At 74.3% G+C, this 16,373-nt stretch carries 10 protein-coding genes and 1 pseudogene; 8 read left to right on the top strand and 3 right to left on the bottom strand.

Translation table 11 applies throughout. From position 1 onward, the window contains the following. The first annotated feature begins 816 nt into the window (after positions 1-816). The 5 genes from ACIP67_RS28640 to ACIP67_RS28620 all read left to right on the top strand — a co-directional run bounded on the left by ACIP67_RS28640 (position 817) and on the right by ACIP67_RS28620 (position 5,388). Positions 817-2,631: an ATP-binding protein gene (locus ACIP67_RS28640; protein ID WP_401695740.1), complete on the top strand. Its 1,815-nt coding sequence runs from the start codon at positions 817-819 to the stop codon at positions 2,629-2,631. Positions 2,632-2,752: 121 nt separating this feature from the next. After that, the gene (locus tag ACIP67_RS28635) at positions 2,753-3,172 is read left to right on the top strand and encodes a roadblock/LC7 domain-containing protein (protein WP_401695739.1); all 420 of its coding nucleotides are present in this window, start codon (positions 2,753-2,755) and stop codon (positions 3,170-3,172) included. Continuing rightward, positions 3,169-3,528 (top strand): DUF742 domain-containing protein, encoded by a 360-nt coding sequence (locus ACIP67_RS28630; protein ID WP_401695738.1) that lies wholly within the window; start codon positions 3,169-3,171, stop codon positions 3,526-3,528. The genes ACIP67_RS28635 and ACIP67_RS28630 overlap by 4 nt, the downstream gene beginning before the upstream one ends. Beyond that, a complete protein-coding gene (locus tag ACIP67_RS28625) occupies positions 3,509-4,126 on the top strand; it encodes an ATP/GTP-binding protein (RefSeq protein ID WP_389514874.1) in 618 nt (205 codons plus the stop codon). The genes ACIP67_RS28630 and ACIP67_RS28625 overlap by 20 nt, the downstream gene beginning before the upstream one ends. Continuing rightward, positions 4,123-5,388: a cytochrome P450 gene (locus ACIP67_RS28620; RefSeq protein ID WP_401695737.1), complete on the top strand. Its 1,266-nt coding sequence runs from the start codon at positions 4,123-4,125 to the stop codon at positions 5,386-5,388. Before ACIP67_RS28625 ends, ACIP67_RS28620 begins: the two co-directional genes overlap by 4 nt. A 379-nt stretch (positions 5,389-5,767) precedes the next feature. Here the strand turns inward: ACIP67_RS28620 and ACIP67_RS28615 are convergent, their stop codons facing one another. Further along, positions 5,768-6,997: a cytochrome P450 gene (locus ACIP67_RS28615; RefSeq protein ID WP_401695736.1), complete on the bottom strand. Its 1,230-nt coding sequence runs from the start codon at positions 6,995-6,997 to the stop codon at positions 5,768-5,770. 278 nt (positions 6,998-7,275) lie between these two features. Between ACIP67_RS28615 and ACIP67_RS28610 the strand changes: the two genes are divergently transcribed. The 3 genes and pseudogenes from ACIP67_RS28610 (at position 7,276) to ACIP67_RS28600 (ending at position 10,661) form a co-directional block, all read left to right on the top strand. After that, positions 7,276-8,709, top strand: a complete 1,434-nt coding sequence (locus tag ACIP67_RS28610) for an FGGY family carbohydrate kinase (protein ID WP_401695734.1) — start codon at positions 7,276-7,278, stop codon at positions 8,707-8,709. Positions 8,710-8,752: 43 nt separating this feature from the next. Further along, a pseudogene (locus ACIP67_RS28605) lies at positions 8,753-10,140 on the top strand (NAD(P)/FAD-dependent oxidoreductase). Next, on the top strand, positions 10,137-10,661 hold the full coding sequence (locus ACIP67_RS28600; protein ID WP_401695733.1) for an FAD-dependent oxidoreductase: 525 nt from the start codon (positions 10,137-10,139) through the stop codon (positions 10,659-10,661). The pseudogene ACIP67_RS28605 and the gene ACIP67_RS28600 overlap by 4 nt, the downstream one beginning before the upstream one ends. A gap of 203 nt (positions 10,662-10,864) precedes the next feature. On the opposite strand, the gene ACIP67_RS28595 is transcribed toward ACIP67_RS28600, so the two are convergent. Next, positions 10,865-12,778 (bottom strand): SWIM zinc finger family protein, encoded by a 1,914-nt coding sequence (locus ACIP67_RS28595; protein WP_401695869.1) that lies wholly within the window; start codon positions 12,776-12,778, stop codon positions 10,865-10,867. 590 nt (positions 12,779-13,368) lie between these two features. Next, a complete protein-coding gene (locus ACIP67_RS28590) occupies positions 13,369-16,242 on the bottom strand; it encodes an SNF2-related protein (RefSeq protein WP_401695732.1) in 2,874 nt (957 codons plus the stop codon). Positions 16,243-16,373: the final 131 nt, after the last annotated feature.

The raw sequence follows: 16,373 nt of genomic DNA, 5'->3' as shown, positions 1-16,373 counted from the left end.
CAACGAACTCCAGCCCCGGCTGACCAGCAGATGCCCCGCCCCGACACCTGCACCACCGACCGGAGCAGTGGAACCCGGCGACCACCCGAGGCGACACTCGGGCCACCGGCCTGACCACTCTCAGCCCAGCACGCGAAAACGGTCCACCGACTCCGTCGGCGGACCGTCATGAAACATCGAGGCCAACCGTCGGCCTGACAGGCTTGCACAGGGCACTGACATCGTCCCCGGGCTGCCGCTTCACTCGTCCACCGGATAGGCCATACCGACTCCCCCGACCCGCTGGCGCAGGCGTCCCCCCGCCAGGGCAGAGTCGACGGCACACACGGAGCGCGGCTGCCTTACCGCACCCCTCCACCGGCACGCGGCCCAAGCCCGCGTACGCGATGGCGCCCGGCCGGCGCCGGCGAAGGGGATTGTGTGGGGGACTTGTGATTTCCTCGCGCGCCCTCGCCGTCTCGACGGGCGCGAAAACGGCCGCGCCGACCGGAAACTGACGGACTTTCATGTTCGTACTGCCGTACGGAGGACGGTTTCTGGACGGTGACGGCCGGAAAACACCCCTGCGAGCCCTCGACTTCGGCGGGAATGCGCCCTTGCGTCCGTACTGTGTCGCCTTGTCCAGCCGTCGACTTCACATCGGAGGCTCTCCCGGCCGGGCCACGCGGCCCGTGCGATCACCACCGTCGGCGGCATGACTAGCATGACCCGGTACCCGGATCGGAGAAGCGCGTCTTCCGCTTTCCTTCCGGGCCTGCGGCCGTCGTGTGTCGGTCGACCCGTTCTTCCTGCTCTCGAGGACCGAGGAACCGCGGAATGTCTGTGCCTGCATCTCCCAGCCAGCGTCGGTCGGCCGAAGTGCCCCGGGCCTCGTCGGCCGTACCCGTGACCGTGCTGCTGGTGGGTGGCGCGGCCGCGGGCGCGGCGATGGCGGCGGCCCCCGCCGCCGCCCGCACCTGGACGGTGGTCGCCGCTCTGGTCGCCTGGGTCTGCGTGGCGGTCACCGTCGTCGTCTGCGCCGTGCTGATCAGGCGGACCCGCCGGTCCGCCGCCACGAGGGAAGCCGAAGTCGCCCGGATGAGCGCCCAGTCGGCGCAGCAGTCGGCGGAGTCGGCGCACCTGGTGAACGTCACCCTGCCCGCGCTCCTGGACCGGCTGGGGGAGGGCGAGGGGGCGCGTGAGGCCCTGGCGAAGGTGACGCCGCCCGCCGATCCGCGGCTGCTGCAGGTCGTCCAGGCCTTCGCCTCCGCGATGGAGCAGGCGGTGGGGTACGCCATCGCCTCCGACACCGAACGGCAACGCGCCCGGCAGGAACTGGACGACATCACCGCGGAGATGGACCGGGTGGGTCAGAAGGTGGTGCCCGTGGCGGTCGAGCAGCTGCGGGAGGGCAGCTCGGCCGACACCGTGCTCGCCAGGCTGGAATGGCCCCCGTCCTCCGTGCTGCGGACGCCCACCGAAACGTTCATCCGGGAACTCGCCCACAGCGAGCGCCGGGCCGCCGCCGCGCAGGCCGCCTCCGCGAAGGCCCTCAGCCGTGTCCAGGCCAAGACCGTGAGCATGCTCGCCGACCTGCGGGAGATGCAGGAGCGGCACGGCGAGGAGGTCTTCGGCGACCTGCTGAAGCTGGATCACAGCACGTCCCAGCTGGGTCTGATGACCGACCGGCTGGCGCTGCTGATGGGCGGTCGGTCCAGCCGCGCCTGGAACAAGCCGATCGTGATGGAGAGCATCCTGCGCGGTGCGGCCGGCCGGATCGCGGCGTACCAGCGGGTACGGCTGCACTGTTCCTCGAACGCCGCCGTCTCCGGTTTCGCCGCCGAAGGCGTCATGCACCTGCTCGCCGAGCTGGCGGACAACGCCGCCAACTTCTCGCCGCCGATCGACGAGGTCCACATCTACGTGGAGGAGCACAGCGCCGGGCTGATCGTCACGATCGAGGACAGCGGCCTGAAGATGGCGGACGCGGCGATGCGACGCGCCGAGGAGGCCGTGGCGGGCCGCGTGACGGACCTCGCCTCGCTCCAGGGCACACGGCTCGGTCTGGCCGTGGTCGGGCGGCTGGCCCTCAAGTACGGCATCAGCGTCAACTACCGGCCGTCGTCGCGCGGGGGCACCGGCGTCGTCGTGCTGCTGCCCCTGAACCTGCTCGCGCAGCGGAGCGACGCCGCACCGCGGGAGACGGCGGGCCGTCCCGCCGCCGTCGCGGACGCCGTCCCCGGACCGCGGGAGCCGGCCTCGCGGCCCCTGGCGGGCTCGCGCCCCACGACGGGCTCGCGCCCCACGGCCGCCGAACTGCCCGGCCCGGCCGCGCGGCCGGCTCCCGCGGTCCGGCCCGCCGCCCCGGCGGAAGCCTCCGCCCAGGCGGCTCCCCGCGGCCCCGTGGCGGCCACGCCGAACGGTCTTCCCGTCCGGGCCCCCGGCCGTACGATGGCCGAGGCCGAGCGTGAACGTGACCAGCGCAGGGCGACGGCCGATTCCGCCGGGTCCGGCGACGCGCCGGGACGGACACGTCCGGCGGGGCGTGACGCCGGCTCGCGGTTCGGGGCCTTCCACAGCGGGCGCACCGCGGCCGGCGGCGCCGACGGTCCCGTGGACGAGCCTGGATCCGGGCCGCTGACCGGCCAGTAGCATCACGTCCTTCCTCTCCGGCGTCAGAGCCATGGCGCCCTCATTTCCCGCTCAAGCTCGTGAGATTGGAGGAACGGGCCGGCAACCGGCGTCTCAGGACACCGCCGTCCCAACACCTACCATGCAGACCACCGACAACAGCCTCACCTGGCTTCTGCAGGGCCTTCTGGAGCGCACCCCCGGCACTCGGCACGTGCTGGTCCTGTCCCGGGACGGCCTGAAGCTGTGCTGGACCGAGCACCTGGCGCTCGACCAGGCCGACCAGTTGGCAGCCATCTGCTCGGGCATGCAGTCCCTCGCCCAGGGGGCGTCCGTCGAGTTCGGTGACGGGAGCGGTGGTGTGCGGCACTCCATGACCGAGTTCCACGGTGGTCAGCTCTTCATCGTGCAGGCGGGTGAAGGCGCGCACCTGGCGGTCCTCGCCGAGGAGGACGCCGACCCCGGCGTGGTGGGCCACCAGATGACCGAGCTCGTCGAGCAGCTCGGCGAGCACCTGCGGGCCGAACCCCGCGAGAGCGCGCAGGGGAGCGCATCGTCGTGATACGCCGGCCCGTGGACACCGGTGATCCCGACCGGCTCTATACGGTCACCGGCGGGCGCAGCCGTGCGGACGACGCGTTCGACCTGGTGACCCTGGTGGTCAGCGAGTGCCGGCCCACCGCCGGGATGCAGTCGGAGCATGTGCGGATCCTGGAACTGTGCCGGCACCCGACGGCCGTCGTCGAGATCGCCGCGGAGCTGAAGCTGCCGATCACGGTGGTGCGCATCCTGCTCGGCGACCTGCTCGCCATGAGCCGGATCACCGTCCGCCAACCGCCCCCGGCACGGTCCGCCACCTCCTCACTCCCCGATTCCGCCTTCCTCAAGGAGGTGCTCCATGGGCTCCGCAACCTCTGAGCTGCCTTCCGTGCGCACACCGCTGTCCGATGCCGCCGAGACAGGCCTGAAGATCGTCGTCGTGGGCGGCTTCGGGGTCGGCAAGACGACGCTGGTCCGCTCGGTCAGCGAGATCCGTCCGCTCAACACCGAGGAGGTGATGACGCAGGCGGGTGTCGGCATCGACGAGACGAACAAGGTGGCGGCGAAGACCACCACGACGGTGGCGTTCGACTTCGGTCGCATCAGCCTCAACGAGAGCATGATCCTGTACCTGTTCGGCGCTCCGGGCCAGGAGCGCTTCTGGTTCCTGTGGGACCGGCTCTTCTCCGGCACGCTCGGCGCGGTCGTCCTCGTCGACACGCGCCGCATGGACGACTCCTGGTACGCGATCGACCGGCTGGAACACCACAAGACGCCGTTCGTGGTGGCCGTCAACCGGTTCGACGACGAACCGAACCGGTACTCCCTCGACGAGATCCGCCAGGCGCTCGCCCTGCCCGCGCACGTGCCGCTGATCGACTGCGACGCCCGGGTCAGGTCGTCGGGCAAGGACGTGCTGATCACCCTCGTGGACCACCTCTACGAAATGGCCATGGCCCAGGAGAAGACACCGTGACCGACACCGGACCCCTTCCCCCGCACGCCGCCCCCCCGGGCTGCCCCGCCCACGCGGGCGGCGCGGTGCCCCTGGCCGGCCTGGAGTACCAGCAGGATCCCTCGCGGCTCTACCGGGCCCTGCGGCGGGAGCACGGTGCCGTCGCGCCTGTGCTGCTCGACGGGGACATCCCCGCCTGGCTGGTGCTCGGCTACTCCGAGGTCAGCTACGTGACGAGCCACGACGAGCTGTTCGCACGCGACTCGCGGCGCTGGAACCAGTGGGAGAACATCCCCGCGGACTGGCCGCTGCTGCCGTTCGTCGGGTACCAGCCCTCGGTGCTGTTCACCGAGGGCGACGAGCACCGGCGGCGGTCCGAGGTGATCACGGACGCCCTGGAGGGCGTCGACCAGTTCGAGCTGGCGCGGGAGTGCCGGCAGATCGCCGACCAGCTCATCGCGTCGTTCGCGGGGAGCGGTCAGGCCGAGCTGATGAGCGCGTACGCGCACGCGCTGCCGATGCGTGCCGTCGTCCAGATGTGCGGGATGCCGCACACGGGTGAGGACACCCAGCGGCTCGTGGAGGATCTGCAGATCTCCCTCGACGCGAACGAGGGTCAGGACCCGGTGGCCGCGTACATGCGGGTGGCCGAGCGGATCCAGCAGCTGGTGAAGGAGAAGCGGGAGCGGCCGGGTCCGGACGTCACCTCGCGCATGCTGCTGCATCCGGCCGGGCTGACCGACGAGGAGGTCGTCCAGGACCTGATCACCATCATCGCCGCGGCCCAGCAGCCGACCGCCAACTGGATCTGCAACACACTGCGGTTGCTGCTCACCGACGAGCGGTTCGCCCTGAGCGTGTCGGGCGGCCGGCTCAGTGTGGGCGAGGCGCTGAACGAGGTGCTCTGGCTCGACACCCCGACGCAGAACTTCATCGGCCGCTGGGCCGTGCGCGACACCCAGCTCGGCGGCCGGCGGATCCGGGCGGGTGACTGCGTAGTCCTGGGGCTCGCCGCGGCCAACACCGATCCGCAGATCTGGCCCGAGTCCTACGTCGGGGCGGAGAACGCCGCGCACCTGTCGTTCAGCAACGGGGAGCACCGGTGCCCCTATCCCGCCCCGCTGCTGGCCGACGTCATGGCCCGTACGGCGGTCGAGAACCTGCTGGAGCGCCTGCCCGACCTGGTCCTCGCCGTGGAACCGGAGGAACTGACCTGGCGCCCGTCCATCTGGATGCGCGGCCTGAGCGCGCTGCCGGTGGAGTTCACCCCGGTGGTGCAGTAGCGCCCCGCCCGGGGCGGACGGTCTCCCCGGGGCGGGGCGTTGCCGGGGTGCGGCATCCGTGCCGTCCGTCGGCCGTCCTGCCGCCCTGCCGTCCACCGGCCGCTCGTGCCTGCCGCCCGGCCCCTCGGGGCGCGGGACGGCGGGGGCGGGGCAGCGGTCCCCGCGCGCGACGGCGGAGCGCGGGTCGGCGGTCCGCGCGACGGCAGGGCGCGGAACGGCGGTCCGCGCGACGGCGGAGCACGCGTCGGCGGTCCGGGCGACGGCGGGGCGCGGAACGGCGGTCCGGGCGACGGCGGAGCACGGGTCGGCGGTGCGGGCGACGGCGGGGCGCGCCCCGAGGGGCCGGGCGACGGCGGGGCGTGGGACGCCAGACGGGGGATCAGTTCCCGGCGGGGGTGAACCGCACCGGCACGGCCTGCGGGCCCCGTGTGAAGACGCCCTGTTCCACGAGGTCGGCGTCGTCGGCGAGGCGTATGTCGGGCATGGCGTCGAGGAGCTGGCCGACGCCGATCTCGACCTCGGCCTTCGCGAGCAGGGCGCCGACGCAGAAGTGCCGGCCGAGCGCGAAGGCAAGGTGATCGGCGGCCGCCGAGAAGGCGGTGGTGGTGGTCAGGTCGTCGCGGAAGATGTCGAACCGGTCCGGCTCCCGGTAGCGGCCCTCGTCCCGGTTCGCGGCCCCGATCAGGCAGGTGACGGTGGCACCGGCCGGGACGACACCGCTGCTGAGCGTGACCTCGGTGGCCGACTGCCGCATGATCATGTGCACGGGAGGCGTGAACCGCAGCGTCTCGGCGAAGGCGCGGGCGATCAGGCTGCGGTCCTCACGGACGGCCGCCAGCTGCTCGGGGTGCTGGAGGAGGTTGGCGAAGATGCCGGCGATCGCCTTGTCCGTCGTCTCGCCGCCCGCGGCGAGCAGCAGGCTGCAGAAGGCCTTGATGTCCTCGTCGCTCATCCGCACGCCGTCGACCTCGGCGGCGCACAGCGCGGACAGCAGGTCGTCGCCGGGGGCCTCGCGGCGCGCCCGGATGATCGGGATCATGTACTCGGCGAACTCCGCCCGGGTCCGCTCCCCCGCCGCGGCGACCTCGGGGTCGCCCGAGAGGTTGCCGAGGAAGGCGATGACCGACGTGTACCAGCGGTGGAACCGTGCGTGATCGGCCTTGTCCAGGCCCAGCATGTCCGCGATCACGTTGACCGGGAAGCGGGTCGCGTAGTCGGTCACCAGGTCGGCGGAGCCGGTGTGCCGGAAACCGTCGATCAGCTCACGGGAGTTGCGCTCGATCACGGGCAGGAACTTCTCCTGAAGGTCGCTGCCGCGGAAGGCGGGGGCGACGAGCGCACGCCTCACCGCGTGCTCCCGCCCGCTGAGCTGGAGGATCGTCCTGCCGTGGACGGGCTCGAGCTGCCAGTTGTAGTTCTCGGTGGTGAACTCGCCTTCCCTGTCCTTGAAGACGCGCTCCACGTCCTCGTAGCGCGAGATGACGTAACTCTGGGTCGCCTCGTGCCAGAACAGCGGGGCGCTGTCGCGCATCACGCGGTAGGCCTGGTAGGGGTCCGCGGCGAACTCGGGCGAGAGGATGTCGGGGACCTGCTGCTGCGCGGTGGCCATGGAGCTCCCTCAGCGATAACGGATGTACCGGCCAAGATTATTGATCAACCGGCACCCGCGACAGCCCGCCCCCGGCGCCTCTTCGGCGATGCACGAGTGTTGGCCGAAAATCGTCCCGGCGGGGCCGTGTGCCGTTCGACAGCCCGGACAGGGTGACGGCGCTCTTCGGCGGACCCGGCCGGCGCCGTCGGGCGGTACCTCCCCTCGACCCCGCACTGGACACCGCTGATACAACCGGTCCCAAGCCCCGCCGACCCCACCGCAGAAGGGACCGCCCGATGACCGCGATCCTCGCCATCGACCAGGGCACCTCCGGCACCAAGGCCGTCGTCGTCGACGCCGAGGACGGCATCGTCGCCCTCGCCGAGGAGCCGCTCCGCCCGGCCTACCTCAGCGGCGGCGGAGTGGAACAGGACCCGCGGGCACTGCTCGACTCGGTGCTCGACGCCGGACGCCGCGCGGTGCGCGAGGCCGGCCGGCCGGTCGCCGCCGTGGCCCTGGCCAACCAGGGCGAGACGGTGCTGGCCTGGGACCGGACCACCGGAGCACCGCTGTCGACGGCGTTGGTGTGGCAGGACCGGCGCGCCGAGAGCGTCTGTGCCGAGCTGGCCGAACACCGTGAGCGGTGCGCGGCCCGCACCGGGCTGGTCCTCGACCCCTACTTCTCCGCCCCCAAGATGGCCTGGCTGCGCCGCCATCTCACCCGGGACGGCGTGGTGACGACCACCGACACCTGGCTCGTCCACCACCTGACGGGACAGTTCGTCACCGACGCCTCCACCGCGAGCCGTTCACTCCTCCTCGACCTGGACAAGGTCGCCTGGGACGACGAACTCCTCGCTCTGTTCGGCCTGGAGGGCGAACCGTTACCGCGCATCGCCGCCTGCGACGAGATCGTCGGCACCACTCGCGCCTTCGGTCCCGAGGTGCCGGTGGCCGGGCTGATCGTGGACCAGCAGGCCGCCCTGGTCGCGGAGGGCTGTCTGACGCCCGGGACGGCGAAGTGCACCTACGGCACGGGGGCGTTCCTGCTGGCGAACACCGGCCCCGACCCCGTGCGCTCCAGCGCCGGCCTGACCACCTCGGTGGCCTGGCGGGCGGCCGGGGAGACCCCGTACTGCGTCGACGGGCAGGTCTACACGGTCGCGTCCGCGGTGCGCTGGCTCCAGGACCTCGGCCTCGTGGGGTCGGCCACCGGGCTCGACGCGGCGGCCGCGGCGGACGCCGAGGGCGTCCTGTGCGTGCCGGCCTTCGCCGGTCTCGCCGCCCCCTGGTGGGCGCCCGGGGCCACCGCCTCCTTCACCGGCCTGACCCTGTCCACCCGTCGCGAACACCTCGTGCTCGCCGTGCTCCAGGGCATCGCCGCGCAGATCGCGGAACTGTGCGCCCGGGTGGCGGCCGATCTCGGCCACCCGCCGACCCGGCTGCGCGCGGACGGCGGCCTGACCCGGTCGGCCGCCCTGATGCAGGCCCAGGCCGACATCGCGCAGGTCCCCGTCGACGTCTACCCCCACGCCCACGCCACCCCCTTGGGCGCGGCCGCCCTCGCCCGCTGCGCCCTCGATCCCGCCCTCACGCTCGAAGAGGCCGTCGGCGACTGGCAGCCGGCCACCGTCCACCACCCCCGCTGGTCCGCCGACCGGGCCGCGGAGTTCCGCACCGCATGGGCGCAGGCCGCCACGGCGAGCGCCGCCGAGGGAGAACGCGCATGACCACCGCACCCCACCGCCCCGAGGTGACGTCTTCGACGTCGCCGTGATCGGCGCGGGCGTCGTCGGCGCCGCCATCGCCCGCGAACTCTCCGGCCACCACGTCTCCGTCGCCCTGATCGAGGCACGGGACGACGTGGGCGACGGCACCAGCAAGGCCAACACCGCGATCCTGCACACCGGCTTCGACGCCGTGCCCGGCACACTCGAATCACGACTGTCGCCCGCGGACACCACGCGCTCAGCGCCTACGCGAAGGCCACCGGCATCCCCGTCGAGCGCACCGGCGCCGTCCTCGTGGCGTGGAACGACGAGGAACTCGACGCGCTGCCCGGCCTCCGGGCGAAGGCCGAGGCCAACGGCTACACGCACTGCCGGATCGTCGACGCCGAGGAGATCCGCCGGGTGCTGCCCTCCCTCGGCGAGGGCGCCCTCGGCGGGCTGACCGTCCCCGACGAGTCCATCGTCTGCACCTGGACGACCACGCTCGCCCTGGCCACCGACGCCCGGCAGCGGGGCACCACCCTCCTCCTCGACCACGCCGTCACCGGCGTCGGCCGGGACGAGGAGACGACCACGCTGCACACCTCGGCCGGCGAGGTCCGCGCCCGGTCGGTCGTCAACGCCGCGGGACTGGGCGCCGACCGCGTCGACCGGCTCTTCGGCCACGACCGCTTCACCGTCACCCCCCGACGCGGCGAGCTGCTCGTGTTCGACAAGCTCGCCCGCCCCCTGGTGAACCGGATCGTCCTGCCGGTGCCCACCTCCCGCGGCAAGGGCGTGCTCATCTCCCCCACCATCTACGGCAACGTCATGCTGGGCCCGACCGCCGAGGACCTCGAGGACCGGTCGGACACGGCCACCTCCGAGGACGGTCTCGGCTTCCTCCTCACCATGGGGGAGCGCCTGATGCCGCACCTGACGGCCGAGGAGGTCACCGCCTGCTACGCGGGGCTGCGGGCGGCCGTCGACCACCCCGACTACCTGATCGAGGCCACGCCCGGACAGCGCTACCTCCTCGTCGGCGGCATCCGCTCCACCGGGCTGAGCGCCGGTATGGCCATCGCCGAGCACTGCCGCGGCCTCCTGGAGGAGGCGGGGCTGCCCCTCGAACCCCGCGACACGCTCCCCGCCCCGCCGCGGATGCCCAACCTCGGCGAGGCCACCCGGCGCCCGCACCAGGATGCCGGCCTCATCGCCCGCGACCCCGCCTACGGAACGGTCGTCTGCTTCTGCGAGCGCGTCACCGAGGGCGAGATCCGCGACGCCTGCCACGCCCCCGTCCCGGCCCGCAGCCTCGACGGCCTGCGCCGCCGCACCCGCGCCATGAACGGCCGCTGCCAGGGGGCCTTCTGCGGCGCGGCGGTCGCCGCCCTGCGCGAGAAGCACCACGCCCACGACGGCTGCCACAGCCAGGACAAGGACGCCCGATGACCCACCAGCCGCACCTCGTCACACCCGACGTCCTCGTCACGCCCGACGTCCTCGTCACGCCCGACGTCCTCGTCATCGGCGGCGGGCCCGCCGGCCTGACCGCCGCCGCCGAACTGCGGCGCCGGGCCGCCGGACACGTCCTGGTCGTCGACCGGGAGGAGCACGCCGGCGGCGTCCCCCGCCACAGCGGCCACACCGGTTACGGGCTGCGCGATCTGCGCCGCGTCCTGTCCGGCCCCGCCTACGCCCGCCACCTCGTCCGCCGGGCCGCCGAGGCCGGCGCCGAGATCCGCACCCGCGCCATGGTCACCGGCTGGGCCGACGACACCACCGTCGAGGACACCACCGTCGAGGACATGACCGTCGAGGACATGACCGTCGATGTCACCAGCCCCGAAGGCCGTTACCGGATCCGGCCCCGCGCCCTCGTCCTGGCCACCGGCGCCCGCGAACGTCCGCGCGCCGCACGCCGCATCCCCGGCGACCGCCCCCACGGCGTCTACACACAGGCCAGCTCCTGAGCCTCGTCCGCCTGCACCACCGGCCCGTCGGCGAACGCGCGGTCATCGTCGGCGGCGAACCCGTCAGCTGGTCCGCCGCCCTGACCCTGCGCGCGGCGGGCTGCACCCCGGCGCTCATGATCAATCCCAAACAGGACAGTCAACGACGTCAGTCAGAGGGCGAGTCAGGCTCATCAGCAGAACCACCAGTCACATGATCACTGTCAGAGGGTGTCGCCGGGGCCTCCGAGGCCGGTCAGGGCGCCCACCGGGTCGGGATCGGGTGTGCCGCGCGGCCACCAGTCGTCGTGGCCCGGCTCCGACTCGTAGGCGTACCACAGCCCGTCGCGGCCCAGGCGGAGCTGGACGTGACCGCGGGGATGGGTGAGGTGGTTGCGCCAGGGGCGGAAGGCGGGCCAGTCGGCGGCGAGGAGGAGGGGACGGGCCCGGTCGAAGCGTCCGGCCGGCGGGTCCCAGGGCTCCTCCAGGACGGCGAGCCCGTCCGGGCCGCCCTGGTGCCAGGCGGCGACCGCGCGCGCCAGCTCGGCCGGGGTACGGCCGGCGGCCGACGCCAGGGAGGAGTAGAGGGCTCGGGTGGTGGCCGTCAGGCCCGAGCCCGGCCGGGACGCGGCGATGCGGACGGCGTCCTGCCAGAGGGACAGTTCACCGGTCGCGTCCTGGCCGGTGGTCAGCAGGGCGTGGGCGCGGGCGGCCGCGTCGGTGGCGAGCTGGTCCAGCGCGAAGGAGTCGGGACCGTCCGGGACGGCGGGGTAGGCCGGGGGCTGGCCGGGATGCGGGGGCGCGGGCAGCGGGGCCGGCAGGGGCGGGAGCGTCCGCGCCACGGCGAGGGCCTCCGTGGCGCGGACGCCGGGCAGGGGCTCCGGCTCCCGTTCCTGGGCGGCGCGGGCGGCGCGGGCCGCGTTGCGGCGGGACAGCGCGTCGAGGAGTTCGCGCTCGCCGCGCCCGCGCAGCAGGAGCAGCACGAACGGGTCGGCGTCCAGCAGACGCGCGGTCTGGTAGCAGAGGGCGGCGGCGTGCTTGCAGGGGTGACCGCGGTCGGGGCAGCTACAGTGCGGCTCCAGGTCGCCGGGGCCGGGAAGCAGCGGCACCCCGCACGCGGCGAGCGACGCGGGCATCTCCTTGTCGAGCAGCGCGGCGATGTGCCCGGGGCGCTCGACGGCGGCGTCGAGGAAGCGCTCCCAGTCGTCGTCGCCCAGGGTGCGCAGCCGCACCTGCACCCGGTACGGACGGGGGCGGCTGCCCTGTACGTAGGCGAGGGCGAGGCCGGGGGTGACCGTGATGGCGTCGACGTTCCCCCGCTCGGCGTAACGCCGGCCGCGTGCGAGGCGCTCCGCGTCCAGGGCGCCCTCCTCCAGCGCGGTGACCCAGGCGTCGCCCCACCACGTCTCGGCGAAGCCGCCGTCCGCGCCGGTCGTCCGGGCCGGGAAGGCGGGGAAGGTACGCCGGTGGTCGCCGTCCCGCGAGGGCGCGGCCATGGAACGGGGCGTGCGGGAGGGGATTCCGGACGGTTGGGCTGCGGCCACAGACGTGGACACGGATGTGTATGCGGAGGCGGCTTCGGGTCGGGGTTGACGTCGGGGTTCGCGTGGGCTTTCGGACTCGCGTCGGGGCGCGGGGTCGCGTGGGAAGCCGGCTTCGGGAGCGGTCGGCGGTGCGGGAAGGGGGTCGCCGGCCGGCGGGGGTGAAGCCCCCCGGTGAGGAGCGAGCGGCTCGAACGGCCCGCCCCGCTCGGGGTCGGCCGGTTCCTCCCGGCCGGGCGGATCCAGGAGGACGGTCGAGTCCCCGGGAACGGCCGGGTGTTCCGGAACGATCAGATCCCCGGGAACGGCCGGGGCTTCCGAAACCGTCAGCTCCCCGGGACCGGTCAGATCCCCAGGACCGGTCAAGTCCCCAGGACCGCTCATGTCCCGAGGACAGGTCAGATCCCCAGGACCGCTCATGTCCCCAGGACCGGTCAGATCCCCAGGACCGCTCATGTCCCCAGGACCGGTCAGATCCCCAGGACCGCTCATGTCCCCAAGGCCGGTCAGATCCCCAGGACCGCTCATGTCCCCAAGGCCGGTCAGATCCCCAAGGCCGGTCAAGTCCCCGGTCTCGGTCCCCTCCTCCGGCGGCATCCGGAAAGCGCCCGCGAGGAAGTCCCGTACGTGGCGCGCGCGGTCGTCGGCGACGGGGTCGGGCGTCCGGCCGGGGCGTACGGCGGGCGTGGCGTGTGCGCTCGTCCGGAAGGACCGGCGAGCGATCCGGGCCCCCGGCCCCCTGGGCCCCCTGATTCCCTCCGGCCCCCCGATCCCCTCCGGCCCCCCGATCCCCTCCGGCCCCCCGATTCCCTCGGGCTCCCCGGTTCCTCCGGCCCCGCCGGGGCCGTCCGTGCCCTGCCGTGCCTGTGCGCGGGCCGCCCGCAGCGCCGCGCGCGCGACGTCGCCGGGCCGCGAGCCGGTCGGCGGCTGCCGGGGGACCTGCTCGTCGGCTGCCGCCGGGCTCGTCGCGGGGGCGTCCGTGACGGGAACGTCGGCGTCCCTCGCGGGCCTGTCGCCGTCCGTGTCCGTGCGCGGGGTGTCCGCCGCACGCCGCAGCGCGGCACGGGCGGCGTCACCGGGCCGGGGCCCGCGGGGTGCGGGCTCCTGGTCCTGCTCCTGCGGCCGTTCCCGCGCCGCGCGCAGGGCCCGGCGTGCCGCGTCGGCCGGGCGGGCGTCCCGCTCCTCCATCACGCCTCCCTCCGCAGCCGGACCAGGTCGGACAGCTCACGGTCGGTCAGTTCGGTGAGGGCCGCCTCGCCGGTGCCGAGGATCGCGTCGGCGAGGGCCCGCTTGGACTCCAGCATCTCGGCGATGCGGTCCTCGACGGTGCCCTCGGTGATGAGGCGGTGGACCTGGACGGGCTGGGTCTGGCCGATGCGATAGGCGCGGTCGGTGGCCTGTTCCTCCACGGCCGGGTTCCACCAGCGGTCGAAGTGGACGACATGCCCCGCGCGGGTGAGGTTGAGGCCGGTGCCGGCCGCCTTCAGCGACAGGACCAGCACGGGTGTCGCGCCGCTCTGGAAGCGGTCGACCATGCGCTCGCGCTCGGGGACCGGGGTGCCGCCGTGGAGGAGGTCCACGGGGACCGCGCGGCCGGCCAGGTGGGCGGTGATCAGACGGGCCATGCCGACGTACTGGGTGAAGACGAGCGCCGAGCCGTCCTCGGCGAGCAGGGTGTCCAGCAGTTCGTCGAGGAGGGCGAGTTTCCCGGAGCGGGCGGCGAGGGCGTCGCCGGTGGCGGGGGTCTCCTCCTTGAGGTAGAGGGCCGGGTGGTCGCAGATCTGCTTGAGGGCGCCCAGGAGCTTGAGGACCAGGCCGCGCCGGGCGATGCCGCCCGCCGTCCCGATCGCGGCCATCGACTCGCGCACCACCGCCTCGTACAGCGCGGCCTGTTCCCGGGTGAGGGGGACGGGATGGTCCGTCTCGGTCTTGGGCGGCAGCTCGGGGACGATGCCGGGGTCGGACTTCCTACGGCGCAGCAGGAAGGGGCGGACCAGCCGCGCGAGGCGCTCCACCGCCTCCTGGTCCTCGCCGTTCTCCACCGCGCGGGCGTGCCGGGCGCGGAAGGACTTCAGGGGGCCGAGGAGGCCGGGGGTCGTCCAGTCCAGGAGGGCCCACAGCTCGGACAGGTTGTTCTCGACGGGGGTGCCGGTGAGCGCCACGCGCGCGGGCGTCGGGAGGGTGCGCAGGGCCTTCGCCGTCGCCGAGTACGGGTTCTTGACGTGCTGGGCCTCGTCCGCGACGACCATGCCCCAGGGCCGCCCGGCGAGCGTGGGGGCCGCCGAGCGCATGGTGCCGTACGTGGTGAGGACGAAGCCGCCGCCCAGGTCGTCCAGGGAGCGGTCGGCGGCGTGGAAGCGGCGCACGGGCACGCCGGGCGCGAAGCGGGTGATCTCACGCTGCCAGTTGCCGAGGAGGGAGGCCGGGCAGACCACCAGGGTGGGTTCGGGGCGGGCCCGCTTCAGGTGCAGGGCGATGACGGTGACCGTCTTGCCGAGGCCCATGTCGTCGGCGAGGCAGCCGCCGAGGCCGAGGGAGGTCATGAGGTCGAGCCAGGCCAGTCCCCGGAGCTGGTAGTCGCGGAGGGTGGCGTGCAGGCCGGGCGGCGGTTCGGCGGGGCGCACCCCGGCGGTGAGGCGGTCGCGCAGGACGGCCAGGGCCCCGACGGGGACCGCCTCGACGCTCTCGCCGTCGACCTCGGCGGTGCCGGTGAGGGCGACGGACAGGGCGTCGACCGGGTCCAGCAGTCCCAGTTCGCGTCGGCGGGCCTTGCGGACGAGGGCGGGGTCGACGAGGACCCACCGGTCCCGCAGCCGGACGACCGGGCGGTGGGCCTCGGCGAGCGCGTCCATCTCGGCCTCGCTGAGCGGGTCGCCGCCGAGCGACAGCTGCCAGCGGAACCGGAGCAGTTCCTCGCTCTCGAAGAAGCCGGTGCCGTCGGTCGCGGAGCCCGGCGCGGGCCGTACCACCGCGGTGGCGCTGAGGTCCTGGGCGAGGTCCCTCGGCCAGTGCACGGCGACCCCGGCGGCAGCCAGGCGGGTCGCGGCCACGCCCAGCAGGTCGCCCAGCTCGTCCTCGGACAGGGCGAGGACGTCGGGGGCGTCCTGGTCGGCGAGTCGGGCGAGCGGCGGCCAGACGCGGGCGGCGCGCCGGACGGCGAGGGCGGCGTCGACCCGCGCGCGGGGGCCGAAGGCGCCGTCCGCCTCGCCCGCCCACAGGGCCGTGGCGTCGGTGACGAGGGTGGGGTCGGCGAGGCTGTGCACCTGGACGATCGCGGCGCCCGCGCGGCGCGCCCCCTCGCCGTCGTCGAACAGGTCGTGGGCGGACAGGTCCAGTCGCAGCGAGATCCGTACGCCCGCGTCCATGCCGGCGGCGACCTCCGCCGCCCAGTCGTGGGCGCCGGGCAGCCGCTGCGGCCGGCGGTCCGCGAAGGGCTTCCCGCAGGCGTACGGCGCGGCGGGGGTGCGGGGCAGGGTGTCCGCGACGGCGTCCAGGAAGGACCGCATCAGTGCCTCGGGCCGGGGCAGGCGCAGCGGTCCGGGGCCGGGCAGCGGGACGGCGTGTCCTTCGTACGGCAGGGCCGCGGCGATCGCGCGCAGGTGCGCGATGTCCTCCGGGTCGAGCGGGCCCGCCCGCCAGGCGTCGTGGCCGGTGGGGGTCAGGCCGGGCAGCAGGCGGCCGCGGGCGGTGAGCCGCAGCGCGTGCAGGGCGGCCGCGCCCCAGCAGGCGGTCGCGGGGTGGGCGGCGGGGTCGCGGCGGGCGCGCACCAGGAGCGGCAGCGCCGTGGCGAGCGGCAGTGACAGCGCGGGGGCGGGGCGGCGGCGGACGCCGGATCCATGGCGCCGTACGACGGTGAGTTCGGTGGTGTCGGCGCCGACCGCGGTGGGCAGGGGGCCGTCCTGCGGGTCCCAGAACGCGATCCGGCCGTCGCGCGGGAGGGGCGCGGGCAGGAAGACGGCGGGGAGCCGCACGCCGAGCGGCTCGGCGACCGGGCGCCCGGCGGCCGGTTGCCCGGCGGCGCGCGCGGTCGTGTCGCGCGCGGTCGTGTCGTTCCTGGGCATACGCGGTGTCCACCTCCCGCCCGTGGTGTCGGATCAGTCGTCTTCGACTCTACGGGCGGGGTCTGACAATCGGCCCCGGCGCCCGGCCCGGGGCCGTACGCCCGGCCCGGGGCCGTACGGTCGGGCCGGGG

The sequence above is a fragment of the Streptomyces sp. NPDC088812 genome (genome assembly GCF_044750285.1).
Taxonomy (GTDB): domain Bacteria; phylum Actinomycetota; class Actinomycetes; order Streptomycetales; family Streptomycetaceae; genus Streptomyces.
The sequence above is the reverse complement of the archived record's forward strand: the minus strand, read 5'-3'. Positions and strand labels throughout refer to the sequence as shown.